Genomic DNA, 21,611 nt, shown 5'->3' on the forward strand with positions numbered 1-21,611 from the left:
GGCCGGTCATCGGATCGTGTCAGCTGCCGCTGCCGCGCATCGACAGGGTGCGGTCGCTGATCGAGCCGCTGTCGTTGAGGTCCCAGCGCGTGCCGGCCGCGAAGACCGTGGGACCGGCGGTGGCGGCGACCGAGTAGAGCAGGCCGCCGATCTCCTGCCGCGGCACGGTCTCGTTCGTGAACGCGGTGCCGCTCCAGCGCTGAACCATGGGCTGGGTCCGGCCGCCGGCCGAGCTGTAACCGACCGCCCAGACTCCGGAGGCGGTGCCGGACACGCCGTACAGAATGTTGTTTCCGGCCCCGCCGACAGGCGCGGTGGGAACCTCGCTCCAGACGGAGCCGTTCCAGTGGTAGGCGACCGGGGTGGCGTAGCCGTTCTTCGAGCCGACGGCCCACACGTCGGTCGCGGACAGAGCGGTGACCGAGTGCAGGAACGTTCCGGTGCCCGACTCGGGCAACGGGCTCCGCACCCAGCTGACGCCGTTGTAGTGGACGGCGAGCGGATGAGCCAGCACGCCCTTCTCGCCGGTGTTCGAGTAGTAGCCGACCGCCCAGATGTCGTTCGCCGCGGTGCCGGCGACGCCCTCCAGCGAGGTGCCGGACGTTCCCGGGTCCGGCGCGGTGACCTGGGTCCACGCGGTCCCGTTCCAGTGCAGCATCAGGGCCTCGCCGTGCAGGGAGCTGTCGTAGTACCAGCCGACCGCCCAGGCATCGGTGGCGGAGACGGCTTTCACGCCGTACAACTGCCGGAAGTTGGTTCCGGGTTGCGGCGTGGCGACGGCCGACCAGGACGTGCCGTTCCACCGCAGGGCGAGGGCGTTGCGCGGGGCGCCGTTCACGCCGGGCGACCCGTTGGCGTATCCCACCGCCCACGCGCTGCTCGCCGAGGCGGCGTCGACGTCGCGCAACTCGTTGTAGTAGTCGGTGGCGTTCGGGCTCGTCACCGTCGACCAGGACGTGCCGTTCCAGCGCTCGATCAAGGTGCGCGGTGCGGCCCGGCCGGTGTCGTACCAACTGCCGACCGCCCACGCGGAGGAGGCCGACAACGCGGCACTGCCGTAGAGCTCGTTGGCGACAGTGCCCCGATCGGATGTGCTCAGCACGGTCCAGGACGTGGCCGCTTGGGCCGGCGCGGCGGCGGCCGCCACGAGCACCAGGCTCGTCCCCGCGGCGCCGAGAATGCGTAACATGTCGCTCCTTTGCCGTTGCCGGGCGACCGGGTGCGGCCCGGCCGCCATCCGTCGGCGGACGATGGCACGGAGCGCTGGAACGGCGCTGACGCGACGCTGAAAAAGCCGCGCTACCGGCCGCGGGCGCGCAGGAGGATGTCGGCGATCAGGGCCAGGATCCCGACCGCGAAGACGACGGTGACGGTGGTGGTCACCACGGCGGCCCGGGCGGCGACGGCCATCGGGGCCCGCCACGCCTTGCGTGGTGGGGGACGGACGGCCAGGCGGGCGGCCAACTCGCCGAAGAGCTCGGCCTCGCGGCCGGGGCCGCTGCGCCCGTCGCGCACGGTCAGGCCGTCGCAGAGATCACGAGCTTCACCCATTTCCCGTACGCGCCCGAGCACGGCATCGTGGCTACGCGCGTCGCCCACCGTTCCCGTCAGGATGACGACGCCGTTCTGCACGTCGACGGTCACGCCGTCGTGCCCGGTGAGCGCGGCGGCCACCCGGCGGGCGAGGCGGCTGTCGGCCGGCGCCGGATCCTCCGGTGGCGGCTCGGCGAAGAAGTGCGTCATGGCCGCTCGTCGGCGGTGGCCAGTTCGTCGGTGACCAGCAGGTCGGAGCGGGCCATTCCGGCCCGGTAGCCGGCGCGGCCGACCATGTGGGCGGCCACCGGGGCGGTCGCCATTCCGAAGACGGCGACGAGGATCAGCGTGGTGACGTCGACGATGTCGCGCAGCCGCAGGCCGCAGCCCAGCAGTACCAGCAGCAGGCCGAGCACCTGAGGCTTGGTGGCGGCGTGCATCCGCGACAACAGGTCGGGAAAGCGCAGCAGCGCCACCCCGGCCGAGAGGCTGAGCAGCGCCCCGACCACCAGGCAGGCCGCCGCCACCACGTCCAGAACGCCGCTCATCGACGCCCCCTCGGCGCGGAGGCCGCGGAGGCCGCGGAAGTGAAGCGGGCGACGCTGACGGCGCCGGTGAAACCCAGGATGGACAGGACGACGAGGATGGGCAGGCCGGTCGCGTCGCGGGAGAAGGCGGCCTCGGCGGCGATGGCCATCACGATGACCGCCAGCAGCACGTCGGTGGCGACGATGCGGTCGAGGACGGACGGCCCTCGGACGACGCGGATCAGGGCCAGGCCGGCGCCCAGGGCGAGCAGGGAAGTGACCAGCACGGCGATGACTGTCATGTCGGCGGCTCCTTGATGGCGCGGCGCTCGGCCGGTGAGCCGAACGCCTGGACGATGCGGCGTTCCAGGTCGAGCACGTCGCGGCGGAAACGGTCGGCGCCGGCCGCGTCCCGCACCCCGAGCACGTGCACGTAGAGCACCCCGCGCTCCCGGTCCGCCTCGACGATGAGGCTTCCGGGCACCAGCGACACGGCCTCGGCGGTCAGGGTCAGGCCGAGATCGGACGGGACCTTCAGGGGTACGGCGATGACCGCGCTGCGCGGCACGTGCCCGAACCGGAAGGCGAGCGAGGACACCTGCACGCTCGCCACGACCAGGTCCTTGGCGAAGCGCCCGGCGAAGCGCAGCACCCCGAGCGGGTGTATCCGCCCCGCGTAGGTCACCGCGGGAAGCGGGAAGACGGTCAGGACCACGACGGCCACCAGCGCCCCGCCCACCATCGTCAACGGGGTGAACGAGCCCCACAGCAGCACCCAGATCGCGGTCAGCCCGAGCGCCGCGATGGCCCGGTCCCGCCACCGTCCCCGTGCCGGGCTCATCGCGGGCCCCCGAAGACGGCCTCGACGTAGCCGGAACGTTCCAGCAGGCCACCGGCGGCCTGGTCGCCGATCTCGAAGAGCGGGCCGGCGACGACCGTGAGGCCCACGCCCAGCACGACCAGCGCCAGCGTCGAGCCCACCATCAGCGGCGGCAGCGGGCTCCGGGCGGGCGCCGACGCGGGCGGGACCCTCCAGAAGGCCAGGTTCCAGACGCGGGCCACGGCGTAGAGGGTGAGCAGGCTCGTGGCCAGGCCACCGGCGATGAGCAGCCAGGCCAGCACCCCGCCGTCGGCCGCGCCGGCCTGGACCAGGCCCAGCTTGCCGATGAAGCCGGAGAACGGCGGGATCCCGGCCAGGTTGAGGGCCGGCACCAGGAACAGGACGGCCAGCACGGGGGAGAGCCGCGCGAGGCCGCCGAGCCGGTCCAGCGCGGTGCTGCCGCCGCGTTTCTCGATGAGTCCGGTGGCCAGGAACAGCGTGGTCTGGATGGTGATGTGGTGGACCACGTAGAAGATGGCGCTGGACAGGCCCAGCTGCGTGGTCAGGCCGACCCCGAACAGCAGGTAGCCGATGTGGCTGACCAGGGTGAACGACAGCAGGCGCTTGATGTCGGACTGCGCGACCGCGCCGAGGATGCCGACGACCATCGTCAGCAGGGCGAGGATGAGCAGCACGACGGCCGCGCGCCCGCCGGGGAACAGCAGGGTTTCGGTGCGGATGATGGCGTACACACCGACCTTGGTCAGAAGGCCGGCGAAGACGGCCGTGACCGGCGCGGGCGCGGTCGGATAACTGTCGGGCAGCCACGACGACAGCGGGAAGACCGCGGCCTTGATGCCGAAGGCGAGCAGCAGCATGCCCTGCAGCATCAGGCGCAGGCCGTCCGGCAGCTCGTCCAGCCGCTCGACCAGGTGGGCCATGGTCAGTGTGCCGGTGGCCGCGTAGATGAGGCCGATCGCGGTCAGGAAGATGACCGACGACAGGAGGCTGACGACGACGTACGTGATGCCGGCCCGGATCCTGTTCTCGGTGCCGCCGAGCGTCAGCAGGACATAGCTGGCGACCAGCAGGATCTCGAATCCGACGTAGAGGTTGAAGAGGTCGCCGGCCAGGAAGGCGTTGGTGACACCGGCCGTGAGCACCAGATACGTCGGGTGGTAGACCGACAGCGGCGTCTCCTCGTGCCCGTCGGCCATGCCCTGGCCGATCGAGTAGACGAGCACGCACACCGTCATGGTGGCGGAGACCACCAGCATCAGCGCCGCCAACTGGTCGGCGACGAGCACGATGCCGAGCGGGGCGGCCCAGCCGCCGACCGTCACGACCATCGAGCCGCCGGTGGTGGTGAGCCAGAGCAGGGCGGCCGACACGATGACGGTGGCCGTGAGGACGGTCAGGCTCACGGTCCGCTGCGCGCGCGGCCGGCCGGCCATCATCAGGGTCAGCGCCGCGCCGATCAGCGGCATGACGACGGGCAGGGGCACGAGCCAAGTCATCGGTCGTCCTCGGTTCCGGAACCCTGGTCGGTCTCGGCCAGGCGCATGATGCGTTGGTCCTCCACGTCGTCCTGCACCTCGTCGTGCCCGGCCATGGCCCAGCTGCGATAGGCCAGGGCCAGCAGGAAGGCGGTCATGCCGAGCGTGATGACGATCGCGGTGAGAATCATGATCTGGGGGAGCGGGTCGGCCATGTCCCGCTCGTTCGCGGCGCCGACGATCGGCGGCGCCCCGGCCTTGCCGCCCAGCAGGATGAGCAGGTTGACGCCGTTGCCGAGCAGGATCATCCCCATCAGCACGCGGGTGAGGCTGCGCTCGAGGAGCATCGCGACACCGGCCGCGAAGAGCACGCCGACGATGACGACGTAGACCAGGTTCGGAGTCATACCAGCTCCTTCTCTCGTCGGTCTTCGGCGGCGTAAGAGGTCTCGGAGGCGGCGTACTGGCGGTCCAGTTCACCGCCGAGGCTGCGCAGGATCTCCAGGACGAGGCCGACGACGATGAGGTAGACGCCGACGTCGAAGCAGGCCGACGTGGCGAAGTGAACATGTCCGATCAGCGGCAGCGTCACGTCGACCAGGGCGCTCTGCAGCACCTGCCCGCCCGCTATGAGAGCGGCCGCCCCGGTGCCGACCGCGATCAGCAGGCCGGTGCCGAGCACCAGGCCCGCGTCGACCGGCGCCGCCGCGTTCAGCTCGCGGCGACCACCGGCCAGATAACGGATGGTCAGCGCCAGCCCCGCCACCAGCCCGCCGGCGAAGCCGCCGCCCGGCGCGTTGTGGCCGGAGAAGAGCAGGTAGACCGAGAACAGCACGATGGCGTGGAACAGCAGCCGCGCCACGACCTGCAAGATGATCGACTCGCGGCTCTCGCCGGCCAGCAGCCAGCCGGCCTGCCGCGGCGGCACGGTCTGCTCGGCCCGGCGCCGCTGCAGCGCCGCGCTGCGCTGATAGATGAGGCTGGCCACGCCGGTCGCGGCCACCACGAGCACCGAAATCTCGCCCATCGTGTCCCAGGCGCGGATGTCGACCAGGGCCACGTTGACGACGTTGTGGCCCCCGCCGAAGGAGACCGCGGGCCCCGGGAAGTCGACGGAGACGGGCACCGCGAGCCGTCCGCTGACGGCCACGTAGGCCATGGCCGACGTGACCAGACCGGTGGCCACCGCGACCGACATGCGGATCCACCGGCTGGCCCGCGGCCGCTCCGAGAACCGTCGCGGAAGCCGCCGCAGCACCAGCACGAACATGACGATCGTGACCGTCTCGACCAGGAACTGCGTGAGCGCCAGATCGGGGGCGCCGTGCAGCACGAAGAGGACGGCCACCCCGTACCCGCAGACCCCGACCAGGATCATCGCGGTCAGCCGGCGCTGGGCCCGCACCGCGATCAGCGCCGCCGCCACCACGACGGCGCCGGCCACGAGTTGCAGCGGTGAGTCCCAGAGCCGCACCCCGTCGGGCCGGAACCCGGACAGCAGCAGCGTCGTCGCCCCCATCACGACGAGAACCAGCAGGATCACGCCGAGCGAGAACGGCAGCGACCCGCGCTGCGTGGCCCCGGTGACCTCGACCGCGGCCCGGTCGATGGCCGCCATGAGCCGCCGGTAGACGCCGTCGGCCGCGGGCAGCCGCTGCTCCGGCCACCGCAGGCCACGTCGCTGGGCGAGGAAGATCGCCGTGCCGCCGAGCAGCACCACCACCGACAGCAGCACCGGCAGTCCGAACCCGTGCCACAGCGCGAGGTGATCGGTGGTTCCGCTCCAGAGATTGACGTACGGCGTGAGCACCCGATCAAGCGCAGGCGCAGCCACCCCGACCGCGAGCCCGGCGATGGCGAGCAACGCCGCCGGCGCGATGAAGGCCGGGGAGGGGCGAGCGGCGTCGATGGCGGCGACGGACTTGTCACCGAAGGCGCCCCAAAGGAATCGGAGGCCGTAGGCGACGGTCAGCACCGAACCGGCGACCAGGACCGCCAGCACGAGCGGGTCGTGCTCGAACGCGGCGAACAGCGCCTCCTTGCCGACGAAGCCCGCCAGTGGGGGCAGGCCGGCCATCGACGCCACGGCCAGGGCGGCCACGCCGGCCAGGACCGGCATCCGGCGGGCCAGGCCGCTCAACTCGCGCAGGTCTCGGGTGCCGGTCAGCTTGTCGATGATGCCGACGACCAGGAACAGGGTGGCCTTGAACAAGGCGTGCGCCACCAGCAGGGCGACGCCGGCCAGGGCGGCCGCCTTCGAGGCGGCGCCGAACGCGACGGTCAGCAGACCCAGTTGACTCACCGTTCCGTACGCCAGAAGCAGTTTCAGGTCGTTCTGGCGCAGCGCGGCCCAGCCGCCGAGCAGCAACGTGACCGCGCCCCCGATCACCGCGATCGGTTGCCAGGCCGGTGTGACGGCGAGGACCGGGCCGAGCAGGCCGACCAGGAAGACACCGGCCTTCACCATCGAGGCCGCGTGCAGATAGGCCGAGGCCGGCGTCGGCGCGGCCATCGCGGCCGGCAGCCAGAAACTGAACGGGAAGATGGCCGACTTGGAGAGCGCCCCGGCCAGGATCAGCACCGCCGCCGTCGTGCTTCCGGCCGGCAGCGGGCCCTCGGCGATCTCGGACCAGCGGTACGTGCCGGCGCCGTGCCCCAGGATGACGAAGCCGGCCAGCATCGCCAGGCCGCCGGCCGTGGTCACGACCAGCGCCTGCATCGCCGCGCGGCGGCCCGCCGCCTGGTCGGGCTTGTGCCCGATCAGCAGGTACGAGAAGACAGTGGTCAGCTCCCAGAAGACGTACAGCAGAAGAAGGTCGTCGGAAAGCACCAGGCCGGTCATCGCGCCGGCGAAGCCGAGGAAGACCGCGGCGAAGCGCCCGAGGCCGGGATCGCCGGGCGGGAAGTACGACGCGCAGTACGCCAGGACGACCGCGCCGACGCCGCCGACGATCAGCAGCATCAGCCACGGCAGCGGCCCCGAGCGCAGGGCGATGTCCATGTCCAGATGCGGCACCCAGCGGTACGTCGCCGCCACCGGACCGGGGTTCAGGACGGCCCAGACGGCCGCCGACGCCGGAACGAGGGCAAGTGCGTACAGCCCGCGGTTACCGACAAACCTGATCAAAACCGGCGCTGTCAGGGCGGCGAGGGCGTGCAGAAGCAGGATCGCGAGCATGTCAGGGCTCGATCAGACCGGAGCGGATCGCGTACCGGGTCAGTTCCTGCCGGTCCTTCAGGCCCAGCTTGGCCAGGATGTTGGACCGGTGGCGCTCCACCGTCTTGACGCTGATGAACAGCAGCTCGGCGATCTCGCGCGTCGAGTGGCCCTCGGCGACGAGCTTGAGGACCTCCTCCTCGCGCTCGGTCACGGGCCGGGCCGGGATCTCGCCGGTGCGGGCCCGTTCGAGGTAGTCACGGACCAGCGCGGTCTCAGCGCCCGGGTAGAGGAAGGACTCGTCGCGCATCGCCGCGTGGCAGGCCTCGACCAGGTCGCGGTCGGCCACCGACTTCGGGACGAACCCGGCCGCGCCGACGCGCAGGGCCTCGAAGAAGTACTGCTCGTTGTCGTACATGGTCAGGATGAGGATGCGCAGCGCGGGCTGGCGGCGGGTCAGCTCGCGCGCGGCCTGGAGCCCGGTCATGCGCGGCATCGCGATGTCCAGCACGGCCAGGTCCGGCGGGTCGGCCGCGGCCAGGGCCACGGCCTCGGCGCCGTCCGCGGCCTCGGCGATCACCGTCAGGTCGGGTTCGTTGTCGAGGATCAGCCGTACGCCCCGGCGGACGAGCGCGTGGTCGTCGGCCAGCAGGATGCGGGTGGCGGTCATCGTGCGCTACCTCCCGAGAGCGTTTCTGAGCGATTCGTCGTGTTGGAGTGCGCGCTTGTGGCGGAAGCGCACATTTTCGAGCCTGTGCGGCGGTGGGTATGTGCAACTTCGTGCCTGTGCGGCTTCATGCCTGCGCGGCGGTGGGTATGTGCAACGAGACCGCGGTGCCGCCGCCGGGTGCCGGTTCGACGGTGAGCGTGGCGCCGATCAGAAGTGCGCGTTCGCGCATGCCGCGCAGGCCGGCGCCCTCGGTGGCGGCGCCGATGCCCCGGCCGTCGTCGCGCACGCACAGGCGTACACCATCGGCCTGGCCCTGCAGTGACAGCTCGACCTGGTGCGCGCCGGAATGGCGGGCCGCGTTGGTCAGGCCCTCCTGGGCCACCCGGTAGACGACCAGCTCGACGTCCTTGCCGAGCGCGGGCAGGTCGGAGGCCACCTGGCGGCGGACCGTCAGGCCGGCGGTGGTGAACTCGATGGCCAGCGCGCGCAGGGCGCTGGCCAGGCCGAGCTCCTCCAACACACCCGGTCGCAGCCGGCGGGCGATGCGGCGGATCTCGTCGAGGCTGTTGCGGGTGCTCTCCTGAGCCTGGCGCAACTGGTCGCGGACCGGTCCGGGGGAGGAGTCGGCGACGCGCTTGAGGTCGAGGAGCACGGCGGTGAGCGTCTGGCCGATCTCGTCGTGCAGTTCCTGGGCGATGCGGTGCCGTTCGTCCTCCTGCGCGGCGAGCGCCCGGCCGGCGCTCGACGCGCGTTCGTGCTCCAAACGCTCGAGCATGGTGTTGAAAGCGTGCATGAGCGCGCTGATCTCGCCCGGTCCTTCGGCGGCCAGCCGCGTGCCCGGCCGGAGCAGGTCGATCGTCGTCATGACCCGCGTCACCCGGGCCAGCGGCCGCAGCCCCACCCGCAGCAGCGCCGCGTTGGCGATCAGCGTCGCGATCGTGCCCGCAAAGATGATCACAGCCTCGGTCATCCGCGCGGTCGTCGAGACCGTCACCGGAGCGAAGAGCAGCACGAGAGCCGCCACGGTGAGAACGGCCGCGTTCAACGAGAAGATTCTCCAGAACAACGACACAGGACCACCCATCAGCTCGGCTTCAGACGCAACTCAAGCCTGCCGGTTCGTGACCTGCCCGTCCATCCGTGCCGACCCCCATTCACCACCGCCCGGCGGTCTGAGGCCGGCTGATGCCCGCGTGCTGAGCGGCACACTCCTTGGACCGGGATCACCGTCGACCTGTCCTGCCCCGTGAGGTGAGACCGGGACGTCCGGGGCTTCGCCGACCTCGAGCTGGACCTCTGGCACCTGCCGGACGACGACACGCCTGCCGGCGCCGACCCGCGCCGCATGCTCAGCCGGCACGGCGGACCGTCCGCATCGCCCGACGACGACGAGCTCGACGACGCCGTCGGCCAGGAATGGACACCCCGCCGAGGCGGCACGGATACGCGACGAAGCGCGGCGCGTCGCCGACCTGATCCTCGACGGGTCCACTCCTTCACGCCTGCCGCGTGGGAACGCTTTGAGCACGCGACCGCCCGGAGACTGCCCCTACGAAGGAGTCGTGGCGTGCCACGGAGAAGGCGAGAAGGCCGGTTGCGGCGGCGAAGGCGAAGCCGGCGAAAGGCTGCACGACCGGCACGGCGATTCCGGCGACGAACAGCGCCATCAGAGAGGCATAGGCGATGCCGTACGGCTTCAGGGCCGCCCGGCTCAGCGCGACACCCATGACCACCGCGGCCACCACGAGCAGGAACGACGCGGACAGGGCGGTGACGACCAGCGCCGAGCCGTACGCGGTGTCGTCGTTGAGTGCCGGCATGCCGGCCACGCCGGCCTGGTGGGCGCGGCCGATGCCCGGCTGGACGAAGGCGGCGCTGCCGAAGGTCGCGGCCAGGAAGACGTTGGCGACGGTCGTGAGCGTCAGCCCGGCGAGCGCCGGCCGGCTGAATCCGAGGGTGAAGGCCAGGCCGACGGCGCCGAGGATGGCCAGCGCGGCGCCGAAGACGCTGGCGCCGAGGTGGCTGGTCAGGAAGATGTCGGTGGTCACGTAGTCGGCGTACGCGCCGAAGTCGGAGACCGGTGGCTGGTGGGTGAGGGTGCTCAGGCCGAGCAGAACGCCGTAGGCCGGGAGCGCCCAGAGCAACGCTTTCATTCCAGGAATCCTTTCGCCAGGTCGCGGGCCTGCTCGTGGGCGAGGCGGCGGGCGGCGGCGGCGTCGGCCGTGACCAGGTTGGGGCGGAAGTGGACGGTGCGGATGTCGTCCACGCCGGCCCAGCGCAGCCAGTCCTCGAGGTAGGGCGCCTGGAAGTCGGCGCCGAAGGCCGGGCCGCGGTCGGGGCCGTAGACAGCGCTGGTGTAGACGACGGCGGCCCTCTTGCCGCTCAGCAGCCCCCGGTAACCCGTCTCGGCGTCGAAGCCGAAGACCAGGCCGGGCTGGCTGACGACGTCGATGAACTGCTTGAGGATGTACGGGATTCCGGCGTTCCACATCGGGACGCTGAACAGATAGCGGTCGGCCGCGTCGAACCGCCGGAACGTGGCGATCGCGTCGGCCCAGGCGTCCGCCGCCGCGCCCTGCGGCTCCTCGCCGGCGAAGACGGCCATCTTGGCCGCGGCCGCGTCGGGCCCGAACGCCGGCAGCGTCCCGTCCCAGAGGTCGTACTCCTCGATCTCGAGCGAGGCGGCGTCCCGCGCGTCGCGGATCACCTCCAGGAACGTGCCGGCGATGGCGAGCGACTCGGAGCGGGGCCCGCGCGGTGAGGCGGACAGGTGCAGCAGCTTCATGGTGGTCTCCTGTACTAAGAATGCGTGCGCACGCATATTCTTACGCCGATGCGTGCGCCCGCACAAGAGTTGGCTAGGCTGCGGTGATGAGTGACACCGACGTGGCGGCCTGGGCGGCCCTGTTGCGGGTGCACGCGGCCCTGGTCCCGCGGCTCGACAAGGAGCTGCAGGCAGCCTGCAACCTGCCGTTGACTTGGTACGACGTGCTGCTGGAGCTGAACTCGGCGCCGGGGCGCCGGCTGAGCATGGGCGAGCTGGGTGAGGCCGCGGTGGTCAGCCGCACCCGGGCCAGCCGGGTGGTGGACAGCCTGGTCGCCGCGGGACTGGTCGAGCGCGAGACGAATCCCGGCGACAAGCGCTCGTCCTACGCCACCATCACCGAGCAGGGCCGGCGTCGCCTGCGCGAGGCGGCCCCGGTCTACCTGGACGGCATCGCCCGGCACTTCACCTCGCGGATGAGCGCGGCCGAGTCCCGTACCGTCGCCAAGGCCCTGGAGAAGGTTCTGGCCGCGGACGGGCGAACAGCCAACGTATAAGTTTTGTACACCTGCTGTTCATGTTTACGGGGTTACCGTTACGGCATGATCCGCCCGCTTGTCGCCGACGCTCGTGAACTCGCCGAACGCGTGCTCGCGGACCTGCCCGAGCGATGGCAGCACTCGGTCGGCGTGGCCGAGCGGGCCACGCAGATCAGCGCGACCGTGAGCGCCGAGGAGGCCGACGTTCTCGTGGCGGCGGCCTGGCTGCACGACATCGGCTACGCGGAGGCTCTGCGGGACACCGGTTTCCACCCGCTCGACGGGGCGCGGCACCTTCAGCGACTGGAGTGGCCGATGCGGATCGCCGGGTTGGTCGCCCACCACTCCGGCGCGATCTGCGTGGCCCACGTCAAAGGGCTCGAGGGCGCGCTGGCCGAGTTCCCGCAGGAGAACACGCCGGTCAGCGACGGGCTGACGTACGCGGATCAGACCGTGGGGCCCTACGGGCGCAGCATGGACTTCGAGGACCGGATGGCCGACATGCTCCGCCGGCACGGTCCCGGCTCGCCGAACGCGGCGGTGCACTCCCGTCGCGCGCCGATGCTGCGCGCCGCCGTGCAGCGCGTGATGTCCCGGCTGGCCATCCCGGCCGGCATGCGCGTCGCGTGAACGCTCAGGCCGCGGCCTGAGCCAGGGCCAGCTCGGTCTTGGTGTGCTGGATCTCGGACGGGGCGATGCCGTCCTTGCGCAGCGCCCGGGAAATGCGGGCCGACACGGCCGCGGCCTCGTCGACCGGGCACTTTGTGGAAAGCTCCAGCAGGGCCGAACCGTCCGGGTAGACCCAGCGTTCCGCGGTCAGGGCCAGGCCGCGCACCTTGACGCGGCGCTTGCGCGCCTTCACCGGGCCGAACGTGGTGAGGTCGTCGAGGGCGCACGGGGCGTACGCCGAAAGCAGCCGCCGCTGACGCGCCGAGAGCAGTGACGTCAGGGGTTTCCCAGCCTTCAGGGCCTGAGCCACGCTGCCCTTGCCCAGCTGCTGCTTGAGCGCGCCCGAGCAGACGTAGTTGCCGGGCATCGCGTCGACCTCGACATGGAAGCCGGGGGCGCGGCGCAGCCAGCCCGGCACGTTGCGGGTGTGCATGGGCCGCAGCTTCACGACGATGTCGTCCTCGCGGCCGGCCCGCTCGCGGACGCGCACCACGATGCCGCTCTGCTTGAGAGCGAGCGAGGGCGTGTCGAGGAAGTAGACCTTCCGGGCCTGGCCACCCGCGGGACCACCGTCCGGAACGAGGAGCTTCAGCTCCACCAGGTCGGCCTGACGGGTGATGACCCGCAGGTCGTCGGCCTGATCCGACGGCGGCTGCCAGAATCCCCACATTGAAGGTCGCGAACTCACTCGAACAACCGTACATGACCTTCCGTTAAACGATCATCAACGGGGGGCCATTTCTCGTTAATCCTCCGTTAACCCGTACAGGGCCTCACGCTCGACGAAGTCGCGGAACCGGGACGCCGCCGGTCCGAGCCGCCGGTCGGTGCGCCAGGTGAGGCCGACCACCCGTTCCGCGCCCGGCGCGGCCAGACCCAAGCCGATCGTGCCCGAGGCGCCGACGAACGGCTCCGGCACCAGCGCCACGCCCAGACCCGCGCCGACCAGGCCTTCAATGGTGGCCAGGTCGCCGATCTCGAAGGCGACCCGCGGCGTCACCCCGGCCGCCGCGAAGAGGTCGTCGACCAGCTGCCGGAAGCCGAAGCCGGGCGGGATCGTCACGAAATCCTGGAGGAAGGCGAGCCGCACCGTGCCCGACGACGGGTCGAGCAGGCCGGCCCGGTCGCGGCGGAGGCGGTCGTGGCGGTCGACGATGTCGCGGGCGGCGGCCAGGGTCAACTGACCGAGCGGATTCGGGTGTACGCCGCGGGCGTCGCGAAGGTCAGGCGCACCCGGCTGATCCACCTGTCGCTCGCGTTGTCGGCTCTGGTCGGGCTCGCCTGTGCGGTGGCGCCGACCTGGCACGTGCTGCTCGGGCTCCGGCTGGTGCAGGGCATCACGCTGGCCGGGCTTCCCGCGGTGGCCACCGCTTATCTGCGGGAGGAACTGCACGCCGACACGCACGCACGGGCGGCCGGCCTCTACATCGGCGGCACCGCGCTCGGTGGCATGGCCGGCCGTCTCGTCACCGGGTGGGTCGCCGAGGCGTACACCTGGCGATGGGCCCTGGCCGCTGTGGCTTTGGTCGGCGTGGCCCGTGCCGTGGTGGTGGCCGTGCTGCTGCCGAAGTCGCGTCACTTCGTGCCCCGGCCGGCCGATCGGTACGGACGGCGCGCGGTGATGCCGTTCGGATGCGTCCTGACCGCGGTGGGCCCGCTGCTCACGCTGCCCGGCAACCTCCCGGTCATGGTGGCCGGGCTGGCCGTGATGACCGCCGGGTTCTTCTGCGTGCACGGCGTGGCCGGCGGCTGGGTGCCGGTGCGGGCGCACGCCGGGGGAGTGCCGGCCGGGCAGGCGGCGTCGCTCTACCTGTTCGCCTACTACGCGGGCTCGTCGGTCTTCGGCAGCCTGGCCGGCACGGCCTGGTCGCTCGGCGGGTGGCCGGCGGTCGTCGCGCTGGCCTCGGTCTTCGCCGGGATCAGTGGCGTGCTGGCCATGAACCTGCGCCGCGTACCCGCGTTGGAGCCAGCCGTCCGCTGAACGCCGGAAGTTCATCCCGAGTTGCGGCTATTACGCCTCTTGAGGGAACTCTTGGGAGTGTTTTACGACTTTCCCAGTCGACTTTGATCAGATGGCCCGGTGGCCCGGCGAGTCTTTCTGCACATCGGTGCGCCGAAAACCGGCAGCACCTACATCCAGAACGTCCTCTGGGGCAACGCGGACATCCTCCGCGACCGCGCCGGCGTTCTGGTCCCGCACACCCTCTACGCCCACGACCAGGGCATGGCCGACCTGCGCGAGGTGACCTGGTACGACCCCTCGTCCGGCTGGACCTGGGACCGGCTGGCCGGGCTGGCCAACGCCTGGCCGGGCGACGCGGTGATCAGCAGCGAGGGGCTGGGCGCGGCCACGCGGGAGCAGGCCGCGCGGGCCCTGGCCAGCTTCGGCACGGCCGAGGTGCACGTCATCGTGGCCGGGCGCGACCTGTGGCGCACGCTGCCCTCGATGTGGCAGCAGAGCATTCGGGGCCGCAGCACCTGGCGTTTCGAGGACTTCCTGTCGGCCGTCGAGAAAGGCCGCTACCAGGCCTTCTGGGACGAGCACACGGCGGACCGGATGCTGCGCCGCTGGGGCGACCTGCTGCCGGCCGCCCAGCGGCATCTGATCACCGTGCCACCGGCGGGAGCGCCCTACGACCTGCTGTGGCAGCGCTTCGCCGGGGTCATCGGGGTGCCACCCGATCTGTGCCGGCTGGCCGCGCCGACCGCCAACGTCTCGCTCGGCGCGGCCGAGATCGAGCTGCTGCGCCGGGTCAACCAGGCCCTGGGCGACCTCTACCCGCATCGGGTGCCCTATCAGCGGGTCGTCCAGCGGCACCTGGTCGACGCGGTCCTCAAGCAGCGGGCCAACGCGCTGCGCTTCGGCATCGGGGCCGACCGGGCGGCCTGGGTGCTGTCGGTGGCCGAGGAGCAGATCGCCACCCTGCGCGACTATCCCTGCGACATCGTGGGCGATCTGGACGAACTGCGCCCGGTGGCCGTGCCGGTGACCGGGCCGACCCCGGACCAGCTGCCGGACACCCAGGTGCTGGAGGCGGCGATCGACACGATCGTCGGCATGCTGGGTCACGCGGCCGCGCTCGACCAGCCGCTGGAGAAGCGCCCGCCCGGCCCGCTGAACCGGTTGCGCGGCATGAGACGGCGGCTGCGCAACACGGTCACTTTCGGCACCCGCGTAACCGATCCGGCCGACCGGGTACCCGGGGCGCGCCGCCGGGCATAGCCTGGGCCCATGCCGTACGTCGCCGCCCGCGACGGCCGCCGGCAACGCGGCCCTCAGGATCGGGCACCCTCCGTCCCCGAACGACTCGACGACCTGCGTGGCCACAGCGTGGGGGTGCTGGAGCTCCCGCACCACATGGCCGCCGGTCACAAGTCCCGCCGCCGGTTCGACCTGGAAGATCCGGCCCAGCAGCGGCTGGCCTACCAGACCGTGCTGTGCCAGGCCGCCGACTGCTGCGAGATCAACGATCTCCTGCATCCCGGTGTGCTGCGCCGCCTCTGGCGTCACCTGCACATTCCCGACCGGGTCAGGCAGGCGTGGGAGAACCGCTACCCCGACCTGAACGCGCCCGCGCCGCCCTCGGAGACCAAGATCCCGGCAGCCGACCTGATCGCGCCGCGCACCGACGACGGCTTCCGCCGCGCCGGCCGCCGGCCGACCGCCTCGGTGCCGGCCGACCGGCTCACGGCCTCGCAGATGATCGCCGCCCGCACGGCCTCCAGCCGTTGATCTCGGTTCGGGGCGTCGGCCTGGGCCTGGCCGCCGTAGCCCGCCCCGGGTACATCAACCTGGGGCGCGACGCCGACCTGCCCGCCGACCGCACGGTGGAGGCGATGCGCTCGCTCGTCTTCGCGCTGCTCGACGACGCGTACGCCCACGGGGTCCGATATTTCGATGTCGCCCGCTCGTACGGGCGCGCGGAGGAGTTCCTGGCCGCGTGGCTCGTCTCTCGTGACCCGAGCGGCGTCGTCGTGGGCAGCAAGTGGGGCTACACCTACACGGCCGGCTGGCGGGTCGACGCCGACGTGCACGAGGTCAAGGACCACAGCGTGGCCACCTTCGACCGGCAGATCGAGGAGACGCAGGACCTGCTCGGTGAGCGCCTCGACATCTACCACGTCCACTCGGTCACCCCGCACAGCACGGCGCTGACCGACAAGGTGCTGCACCGGCGGCTGGCCGGCCTCGCCGCCCAGGGCATCATCGTCGGCGTCTCCACGAGCGGTCCCGACCAGGCGACGGCGATTCGAGAGGCTTTGGCCGTACGCATCGACGGCGAACCCCTGTTCCGCAGCATCCAGGCCACCTGGAACCTCCTCGAACCGTCGGCCGGCCCCGCCCTGGCCGAGGCCCACGAGGCCGGCTGCCTGGTCATCGTGAAGGAGGCCATGGCCAACGGCCGCCTCGCCGCCGTCTCCGAGCTGGGCGACGCTCCCGACGCGGTCGCCCTGGCCGCGGCCCTGCACCAGCCGTGGGCCAACGTGGTGCTCTCGGGCGCGGCCACCCTCGAGCAGCTCGACTCGAACCTGCGCGCCCCGGCCGTCGAGGTCGATGCCGGCGCGCTGACCCACCTGGCCGAGCCGCCCGAGGAGTACTGGTCACACCGCTCGACCCTCGCCTGGAGCTGAGTCGCGGCGCAACACCGTCAGCGTCGCCGGCCCGGCCGCTTCGACCGTGGTGAAGCGGAAGTCGCCGGGCGTCCCCTCGGCGAACAGCCGGTCGCCGGCGCCGAGGACGACCGGAAAGGTGAGCAGCCGGTACTCGTCGACCAGGCCGGCCGCGGCCAGCGCGTGCACCAGGCTGAGGCTGCCGATCACGACCACGTCCCGCTCCTGGTCCTTGACCCAGGCCAGCGGGTCGCCGTCGATCGCCGCCGAGTGGGCCCAGGCGCTCGCGTCGATGCCGGTGCGGGTGGCGACCCGTTTCGGCACGGCGTTCATCAGCTTCGCGTAGTCGCTGTCACGCGAGGGCCAGAGACGCGAGAACTCCTCCCAGGTCCTGCGCCCGTACAACTGAACGCCCTGTTCCATCCGCTCGCCCAGGCGGAACTTGTCGTCGCTGACCGGGCCCTGCCCGTAGCGGAAGGCCCAGCTCCGCGGGTCGGAGACCACGCCGTCGAGCGTGATGAACTGGATGACGATGACATCGCCCATGTGGGGCTCCCTTCTCCTGAACACCACATACCGGCGGCGGGTGGCAGACTCATCGCGGTGTCCGACGAGGAATTCCGGGGCGACCTGCTCGCGCACTGCTACCGCATGCTCGGATCGGTCGACGAGGCCGAGGATCTGGTGCAGGAGACGTTGCTGCGGGCCTGGCGGGCCTCGGCGACGTACGACCCGGCGAAGGCGTCCCGGCGCACGTGGCTGCACCGGATCGCGACAAACGTGTGCCTCACCGCGCTGGAGGGGCGGGCCCGGCGGCCGTTGCCGAGCGGGCTCGGACCGGACGGCGACCCGCGGGCGCCGCTGACGCCCCGCCTCGACGTGCCGTGGCTGCAGCCGTTCCCCGACGCCCGGCTGGACCCGGCGCACGTCGCCCAGCAGCGTGCAGGGCTGCGGCTGGCGCTGGTCGCCGCGCTGCAACTGCTGCCCGCTCGGCAGCGGGCGGCCCTGGTGCTGCGCGAGGTGCTCCAGCTGTCCGCGGCCGAGGTGGCCGAGGCGCTGGACAGCACCGTCGCCTCGGTGAACAGCAGCCTGCAACGGGCCCGGGCCGCGGTGGCCGCGGCCGGGCCGGTCCTCGACGAGCTGCGCGAGCCCGCCGACCCGGCCGAGCGCGAGGTCGTCGAGCGCTATCTGACGGCGTTCGAGGCGGCCGACGTGCCCGGGCTGACCCGGCTGCTGGCCGACGACGTGGCCATGGAGATGCCGCCGGTGGCGCTGTGGCTGGCCGGGCGGGAGAACTACGTCCGGTTCATGGAGCGGGTCTTCGCCATGCGCGGGCCGGGCTGGCGCCTGTGGCCGGCCGAGGCCAACGGCAGCCCGGCGCTGGCCGCCTACACGCCGGACGGGAAGGCGCATTCGCTCCAGGTCTTCGACGTCCGCGGCGGGCTGATCCGGCGTTGCGTCACGTTCGCCGACCCGGCGGTGCTCACGCTGTTCGGCTTCCCGCCCCGGCGGTGACGCGCCGCGACTTCGCCTCGTACATGGCGCCGTCGGCCCGGCGCAGCACCGAGACGGCGTCGTCGCCGGGTGCGGCACGGACGGCGCCGATGCTGACACCGACGACGGCCTGCTCGCCGGTGACCACGAACGGGGCGGCGAAGGCGGCCTCGATGCGGGGCACCACCTCGGCCGGGGCGTCGCGGCACAGGACGACGAACTCGTCGCCGCCGTACCGGGCGAGCAGGTCGGTCTCACGGACGCAGGCCGCCAGGCGTACACCCACTTGTTGAAGCAGTTGATCTCCGGCGACGTGGCCCAGGCCGTCGTTGACCGCCTTGAAGCCGTCGAGGTCGCAGAACAGGATGAGCGGGGCCTCGCCGGCGGACAGGTCGGTGTCCAGACGGTCCAGGAACTTCTTGCGGTTGGCCAGGCCGGTCAGCGCGTCGTGGGTGGCCTCGTACGCCAGGGCCCGCTCGGCCCGGGACCGCTGGGCCGAGAGCATGCCGATGCGGACCATCACCATCGGCACGATCACGGCGGTGCCGACGGCCAGGAGCACGGCGTCGATCGGGCGGCCGGCGAGGTGCTGGACGGCGGCCACGATCGGGTTGAGCGCGAGCGCGCCACCGAGGAAGGCGAGCCGGCCGGGCCCGAGCCGGTCGGCCGACACGGGACCGGGACGCTGCAACTGGTCCATCGAACGGTCGGCGACGCCCGCGCCGGCCACGATGTAGCCGGCCAGGAAAAGCGTGTCGACCCAGCCGGGCCGGGTCAGCGGGGTGTCGGCCGCGTACCAGAGCAGGCTCAGGTTCCCGATCAGGGCGAGCGGCAACACCACGATGAAGGCGCGCAGGGCGAGCAGGGACTCGCGGCCCGCGCTCTCCACCCGCAGCAGGGCGCCGAGCATGCCGGCCAGGCACAACGCCATCACGAGCAGGCCGGCCCGCGAGCCGGTGGACATCGAGGTGGCGGCGAGCCGGGGCTGCACCAGCACGGTCCAGAGCAGCCCCACCAGGCCGACGGCCATCACGGCCGCGTCCAGGATGCCGCCGATGTCGCCGCGCCCGTGCCGGAGCACGATCCAGACGGCCGAGGCGAGCAGCAGCAGGTGGCCGGCGACGATGAAGGCCAGCGACACCAGGTTGCGGTTGTCGGTGAAGCCGAGCTGCACGGCCGCCCACAGGCCACCAGCGTTGATGACGGCGAGCCCGGCCAGGATGATCACGGTCGGGCCGCGCCGCTTGCGCAGGGCCAGGGCGGCCGGCACGAGCGACGCCGAGCCGATCAGGAAGTACAGCAGGGGGTGGGCGCCCTCCGGCGCCATCGGATAGGCCACCGCGGCCAGGAGAGCCACCACGGCGTACGCGAGCAGGGGTCCCCGGGCCATGATGCGCCCATCGCCCGCGCGGGCCCGGACCTGAGCCTAAACGGGTTGCGAATTCCCGGCGGCCGGGCAGGATCGGACCACGTGACGAAGATCGAGGAGTTCCCGGTGCCCGGCGGCCCGTACGCCCTGGCCACCGGCGGCGACGGCGCCCTCTGGTTCACCCTGGTCTCCCGCGGGCAGATCGGCCGGCTCACCTCGCCGGTCGCCACCTTCGAGACCGGCGCTGATGCCCGGCCCACCATCATCGCCGCCGGGCCGGACGGGGCGCTCTGGTTCACCGCGTACGGCACCCACCGCATCGGCCGGATCACGACCGGCGGCGAGATGACGGAGTTCCCGCTGCCCACCCCGGAGGCCGGGCCGTTCGGGATCGCGCCCGGGCCGGACGGGGCGCTGTGGTTCACCGAGAGCGCCGCCGACCGGGTCGGGCGGATCACCGTCGACGGCTCGGTGACCGAGTTCCCCACCGGGTCCTTCCCGTCGGCCATCGCAGCGGGTCCGGACGGCGCGATGTGGTTCACCCTCAACCAGGGCAACGCGATCGGCCGCATCGCCATGGACGGCACGACGGCGATCCATCCGCTGCCGACCGAGGGCGCCGCGCCCGTCGGCATCACCGCGGGCCGCGACGGGGCCCTCTGGTTCGTCGAGATCGGCGCCGGCCAGATCGGGCGCATCACGCCGGACGGCGCCGTCACCGAGTTCCCGCTGCCCGACCGGGCCGGGCGCCCGCACGCCATCACCGCCGGACCGGACGAGCGGTTGTGGTTCACCGAGTGGGCCGGCAACCGGATCGGCTCCATAACCCCCGACGGCGCCATCGAGTCGTACGACCTGCCGACCCCGGGCAGCGAGCCCCACGGCATCGCGCTCGGCCCCGACGGGGCGGTGTGGGCGGCCCTCGAGATCGGCGCCCTGGCTCGCCTGGATCTCGGCTGACCGGCTCCGGATAGGCTGCGCTGCGTGGGGGCGAAGATCGATGCGGTGATGTGGCCGGACCGGCCGTGGCGCGAGCTGCGGGGGGAGTGGGAGCGGGCCGAGCGGCTCGGCATCGGGCGGGGCTGGCTCTGGGACCATCTCGTTCTCGGCGGGAGGCCGGTCTGGCACGACGCGTACGCCGTGCTCGCCGCCGCGGCGGCCACGACGACCACTATCGGTGTCGGCACGATGGTGACCGCGCCCAACTTCCGCCATCCGGTCACCACGGCCAAGGCGGCGCTCGCTCTCGACGACGTGAGCGGCGGGCGGTTCGTGCTCGGGCTGGGGGCCGGCGGGCCCGGCGACGACGCCGAGGCGCTGGGTACGCCGCCGCTGAGCGCGGCCGAGCGGGGGCGCCGATTCGTCGAGTTCACCGAGCACGTCCACACCCTGCTGACCGAGCCCGCGCCGACGCTGGAAGGCGAGTGGTTCACGGCCCGGGCGGCCGGCCTCGGTGGGGGCCTTCCCCGGCGGCCGCCCCTCGCGGTGGCCGCCACCGGGCCACGCGGGATCGCGCTGGCCGCCGAGCGGGCCGACTGGTTCGTCACGCAGGACATCCGGAAGCGGTCGGTCACGCCGCAGGCCGAGGTGGCACGCCAGTTCGGCCGGCTGCGGGAGGCCTGTTCGCCGGCCGGGCGGGCGATGCCGTCGACGGTGGTCGTGCTCGGCTACGGCGGCGAGCAGCCGCTCGCGTCGATCGAGGCCTTCCGGGACTGCGTGGGCCGCTACACCGAGCTGGGCGCGACCCGCGTCGCCGTGCTGTGGCCGCGCGGCGACGACGCCGAGCGGCAGTTCGCCGTACTGGAGAAAGCCGAGTTAACGGCGTAGAAACCTCAGATACTTCTGGCCGAATCAACGCGTCTTTAGCTTCTTTCTCAGCTTGAGTCTCGCGAGTCATATCCTCGTATTCGCCTCGCACGCTTCTCCGGCTCCATTGACGATTTCTATCTGTCTGGAGACCGC

The 21,611-nt window shown here is 72.1% G+C and carries 25 protein-coding genes; 9 read left to right on the forward strand and 16 right to left on the reverse strand.

Annotated elements, in window-relative coordinates; translation table 11 throughout:
• Positions 1-19: 19 nt before the first annotated feature.
• From CRP55_RS44430 to CRP55_RS44485, 12 genes are all read right to left on the reverse strand, one after another.
• Entirely contained in the window at positions 20-1,189 is a 1,170-nt protein-coding gene (locus tag CRP55_RS44430) for a hypothetical protein (RefSeq protein WP_097328123.1), read from the reverse strand.
• Positions 1,190-1,299: 110 nt separating this feature from the next.
• Positions 1,300-1,743, reverse strand: a complete 444-nt coding sequence (locus tag CRP55_RS44435) for a BON domain-containing protein (RefSeq protein ID WP_097328124.1) — start codon at positions 1,741-1,743, stop codon at positions 1,300-1,302.
• Positions 1,740-2,081, reverse strand: coding sequence for a monovalent cation/H(+) antiporter subunit G (gene mnhG / locus CRP55_RS44440; protein WP_097328125.1), 342 nt, complete (start codon positions 2,079-2,081; stop codon positions 1,740-1,742). Before mnhG ends, CRP55_RS44435 begins: the two co-directional genes overlap by 4 nt.
• On the reverse strand, positions 2,078-2,362 hold the full coding sequence (locus tag CRP55_RS44445; RefSeq protein WP_097328126.1) for a monovalent cation/H+ antiporter complex subunit F: 285 nt from the start codon (positions 2,360-2,362) through the stop codon (positions 2,078-2,080). Before CRP55_RS44445 ends, mnhG begins: the two co-directional genes overlap by 4 nt.
• Positions 2,359-2,901, reverse strand: coding sequence for a Na+/H+ antiporter subunit E (locus tag CRP55_RS44450; protein ID WP_097328127.1), 543 nt, complete (start codon positions 2,899-2,901; stop codon positions 2,359-2,361). Before CRP55_RS44450 ends, CRP55_RS44445 begins: the two co-directional genes overlap by 4 nt.
• A complete protein-coding gene (locus CRP55_RS44455; RefSeq protein WP_097328128.1) occupies positions 2,898-4,397 on the reverse strand; it encodes a Na+/H+ antiporter subunit D in 1,500 nt (499 codons plus the stop codon). The genes CRP55_RS44450 and CRP55_RS44455 overlap by 4 nt, the downstream gene beginning before the upstream one ends.
• Positions 4,394-4,783, reverse strand: coding sequence for a Na(+)/H(+) antiporter subunit C (locus CRP55_RS44460; protein ID WP_097328129.1), 390 nt, complete (start codon positions 4,781-4,783; stop codon positions 4,394-4,396). Before CRP55_RS44460 ends, CRP55_RS44455 begins: the two co-directional genes overlap by 4 nt.
• Positions 4,780-7,554 carry a Na+/H+ antiporter subunit A gene (locus tag CRP55_RS44465; RefSeq protein ID WP_097328130.1) on the reverse strand — a complete coding sequence of 925 codons (2,775 nt, stop codon included), beginning with the start codon at positions 7,552-7,554 and terminating at the stop codon, positions 4,780-4,782. The genes CRP55_RS44460 and CRP55_RS44465 overlap by 4 nt, the downstream gene beginning before the upstream one ends.
• A 1-nt stretch (position 7,555) precedes the next feature.
• Entirely contained in the window at positions 7,556-8,203 is a 648-nt protein-coding gene (locus CRP55_RS44470; protein WP_097328131.1) for a response regulator, read from the reverse strand.
• Positions 8,204-8,327: 124 nt separating this feature from the next.
• Positions 8,328-9,248, reverse strand: coding sequence for a sensor histidine kinase (locus CRP55_RS44475; RefSeq protein WP_218854993.1), 921 nt, complete (start codon positions 9,246-9,248; stop codon positions 8,328-8,330).
• Positions 9,249-9,699: 451 nt separating this feature from the next.
• Positions 9,700-10,356, reverse strand: a complete 657-nt coding sequence (locus CRP55_RS44480) for a hypothetical protein (protein WP_097328133.1) — start codon at positions 10,354-10,356, stop codon at positions 9,700-9,702.
• Entirely contained in the window at positions 10,353-10,988 is a 636-nt protein-coding gene (locus CRP55_RS44485; RefSeq protein ID WP_097328134.1) for an FMN-dependent NADH-azoreductase, read from the reverse strand. The genes CRP55_RS44480 and CRP55_RS44485 overlap by 4 nt, the downstream gene beginning before the upstream one ends.
• An 86-nt stretch (positions 10,989-11,074) precedes the next feature.
• Between CRP55_RS44485 and CRP55_RS44490 the strand changes: the two genes are divergently transcribed.
• A complete protein-coding gene (locus tag CRP55_RS44490; RefSeq protein ID WP_097328169.1) occupies positions 11,075-11,524 on the forward strand; it encodes a MarR family winged helix-turn-helix transcriptional regulator in 450 nt (149 codons plus the stop codon).
• Between the two features lie 45 nt (positions 11,525-11,569).
• The gene (locus tag CRP55_RS44495; protein WP_097328135.1) at positions 11,570-12,136 is read left to right on the forward strand and encodes an HD domain-containing protein; all 567 of its coding nucleotides are present in this window, start codon (positions 11,570-11,572) and stop codon (positions 12,134-12,136) included.
• Positions 12,137-12,140: 4 nt separating this feature from the next.
• Here CRP55_RS44495 and CRP55_RS44500 read toward each other — a convergent pair whose 3' ends face one another.
• Together CRP55_RS44500 and CRP55_RS44505 are read right to left on the reverse strand one after the other, a co-directional pair.
• Positions 12,141-12,863 (reverse strand): CYTH domain-containing protein, encoded by a 723-nt coding sequence (locus CRP55_RS44500; RefSeq protein ID WP_245923751.1) that lies wholly within the window; start codon positions 12,861-12,863, stop codon positions 12,141-12,143.
• Positions 12,864-12,920: 57 nt separating this feature from the next.
• Complete coding sequence (locus CRP55_RS44505; protein WP_179855609.1) at positions 12,921-13,355, reverse strand: LysR substrate-binding domain-containing protein; 435 nt, start codon at positions 13,353-13,355, stop codon at positions 12,921-12,923.
• On the opposite strand from CRP55_RS44505, the gene CRP55_RS44510 reads away from it, so the two are divergent.
• The 4 genes from CRP55_RS44510 to CRP55_RS44525 all read left to right on the forward strand — a co-directional run bounded on the left by CRP55_RS44510 (position 13,317) and on the right by CRP55_RS44525 (position 16,807).
• On the forward strand, positions 13,317-14,156 hold the full coding sequence (locus CRP55_RS44510; protein ID WP_097328137.1) for an MFS transporter: 840 nt from the start codon (positions 13,317-13,319) through the stop codon (positions 14,154-14,156). The two genes, CRP55_RS44505 and CRP55_RS44510, sit on opposite strands and share 39 nt — an antisense overlap.
• A gap of 99 nt (positions 14,157-14,255) precedes the next feature.
• On the forward strand, positions 14,256-15,398 hold the full coding sequence (locus tag CRP55_RS44515; RefSeq protein ID WP_179855614.1) for a hypothetical protein: 1,143 nt from the start codon (positions 14,256-14,258) through the stop codon (positions 15,396-15,398).
• A gap of 9 nt (positions 15,399-15,407) precedes the next feature.
• Positions 15,408-15,908 carry a hypothetical protein gene (locus CRP55_RS44520; RefSeq protein ID WP_143235370.1) on the forward strand — a complete coding sequence of 167 codons (501 nt, stop codon included), beginning with the start codon at positions 15,408-15,410 and terminating at the stop codon, positions 15,906-15,908.
• The gene (locus CRP55_RS44525) at positions 15,905-16,807 is read left to right on the forward strand and encodes an aldo/keto reductase (protein WP_245923752.1); all 903 of its coding nucleotides are present in this window, start codon (positions 15,905-15,907) and stop codon (positions 16,805-16,807) included. Before CRP55_RS44520 ends, CRP55_RS44525 begins: the two co-directional genes overlap by 4 nt.
• Here CRP55_RS44525 and CRP55_RS44530 read toward each other — a convergent pair.
• Entirely contained in the window at positions 16,778-17,332 is a 555-nt protein-coding gene (locus CRP55_RS44530; RefSeq protein WP_097328139.1) for a dihydrofolate reductase family protein, read from the reverse strand. The two genes, CRP55_RS44525 and CRP55_RS44530, sit on opposite strands and share 30 nt — an antisense overlap.
• Positions 17,333-17,389: 57 nt before the next feature.
• On the opposite strand from CRP55_RS44530, the gene CRP55_RS44535 reads away from it, so the two are divergent.
• The gene (locus CRP55_RS44535; RefSeq protein WP_097328140.1) at positions 17,390-18,301 is read left to right on the forward strand and encodes an RNA polymerase subunit sigma-70; all 912 of its coding nucleotides are present in this window, start codon (positions 17,390-17,392) and stop codon (positions 18,299-18,301) included.
• On the opposite strand, the gene CRP55_RS44540 is transcribed toward CRP55_RS44535, so the two are convergent.
• Positions 18,270-19,670 (reverse strand): GGDEF domain-containing protein, encoded by a 1,401-nt coding sequence (locus CRP55_RS44540; RefSeq protein ID WP_097328141.1) that lies wholly within the window; start codon positions 19,668-19,670, stop codon positions 18,270-18,272. The genes CRP55_RS44535 and CRP55_RS44540 overlap by 32 nt on opposite strands.
• Positions 19,671-19,751: 81 nt before the next feature.
• On the opposite strand from CRP55_RS44540, the gene CRP55_RS44545 reads away from it, so the two are divergent.
• Together CRP55_RS44545 and CRP55_RS44550 are read left to right on the forward strand one after the other, a co-directional pair.
• Positions 19,752-20,609: a Vgb family protein gene (locus tag CRP55_RS44545; protein ID WP_097328142.1), complete on the forward strand. Its 858-nt coding sequence runs from the start codon at positions 19,752-19,754 to the stop codon at positions 20,607-20,609.
• 24 nt (positions 20,610-20,633) lie between these two features.
• On the forward strand, positions 20,634-21,476 hold the full coding sequence (locus tag CRP55_RS44550; RefSeq protein ID WP_143235371.1) for an LLM class flavin-dependent oxidoreductase: 843 nt from the start codon (positions 20,634-20,636) through the stop codon (positions 21,474-21,476).
• Positions 21,477-21,611 lie beyond the last annotated feature (135 nt).

It is taken from the genome of Paractinoplanes atraurantiacus (genome assembly GCF_900215205.1).
GTDB lineage: Bacteria > Actinomycetota > Actinomycetes > Mycobacteriales > Micromonosporaceae > Actinoplanes > Actinoplanes atraurantiacus.

What these genes read in the sequence shown, in the direction of transcription:
- CRP55_RS44450 (WP_097328127.1), bottom strand. Translation starts at nt 2,901, where the DNA reads ATGAGCCCGGCACGGGGACGGTGGCGGGACCGGGCCATCGCGGCGCTC.
- CRP55_RS44470 (WP_097328131.1), bottom strand. Translation starts at nt 8,203, where the DNA reads ATGACCGCCACCCGCATCCTGCTGGCCGACGACCACGCGCTCGTCCGC.
- mnhG (WP_097328125.1), bottom strand. Translation starts at nt 2,081, where the DNA reads ATGAGCGGCGTTCTGGACGTGGTGGCGGCGGCCTGCCTGGTGGTCGGG.
- CRP55_RS44465 (WP_097328130.1), bottom strand. Translation starts at nt 7,554, where the DNA reads ATGCTCGCGATCCTGCTTCTGCACGCCCTCGCCGCCCTGACAGCGCCG.
- CRP55_RS44445 (WP_097328126.1), bottom strand. Translation starts at nt 2,362, where the DNA reads ATGACAGTCATCGCCGTGCTGGTCACTTCCCTGCTCGCCCTGGGCGCC.
- CRP55_RS44460 (WP_097328129.1), bottom strand. Translation starts at nt 4,783, where the DNA reads ATGACTCCGAACCTGGTCTACGTCGTCATCGTCGGCGTGCTCTTCGCG.
- CRP55_RS44435 (WP_097328124.1), bottom strand. Translation starts at nt 1,743, where the DNA reads ATGACGCACTTCTTCGCCGAGCCGCCACCGGAGGATCCGGCGCCGGCC.
- CRP55_RS44480 (WP_097328133.1), bottom strand. Translation starts at nt 10,356, where the DNA reads ATGAAAGCGTTGCTCTGGGCGCTCCCGGCCTACGGCGTTCTGCTCGGC.
- CRP55_RS44485 (WP_097328134.1), bottom strand. Translation starts at nt 10,988, where the DNA reads ATGAAGCTGCTGCACCTGTCCGCCTCACCGCGCGGGCCCCGCTCCGAG.
- CRP55_RS44540 (WP_097328141.1), bottom strand. Translation starts at nt 19,670, where the DNA reads ATGGCCCGGGGACCCCTGCTCGCGTACGCCGTGGTGGCTCTCCTGGCC.
- CRP55_RS44520 (WP_143235370.1), top strand. Translation starts at nt 15,408, where the DNA reads ATGCCGTACGTCGCCGCCCGCGACGGCCGCCGGCAACGCGGCCCTCAG.
- CRP55_RS44530 (WP_097328139.1), bottom strand. Translation starts at nt 17,332, where the DNA reads ATGGGCGATGTCATCGTCATCCAGTTCATCACGCTCGACGGCGTGGTC.
- CRP55_RS44455 (WP_097328128.1), bottom strand. Translation starts at nt 4,397, where the DNA reads ATGACTTGGCTCGTGCCCCTGCCCGTCGTCATGCCGCTGATCGGCGCG.
- CRP55_RS44495 (WP_097328135.1), top strand. Translation starts at nt 11,570, where the DNA reads ATGATCCGCCCGCTTGTCGCCGACGCTCGTGAACTCGCCGAACGCGTG.
- CRP55_RS44430 (WP_097328123.1), bottom strand. Translation starts at nt 1,189, where the DNA reads ATGTTACGCATTCTCGGCGCCGCGGGGACGAGCCTGGTGCTCGTGGCG.
- CRP55_RS44490 (WP_097328169.1), top strand. Translation starts at nt 11,075, where the DNA reads ATGAGTGACACCGACGTGGCGGCCTGGGCGGCCCTGTTGCGGGTGCAC.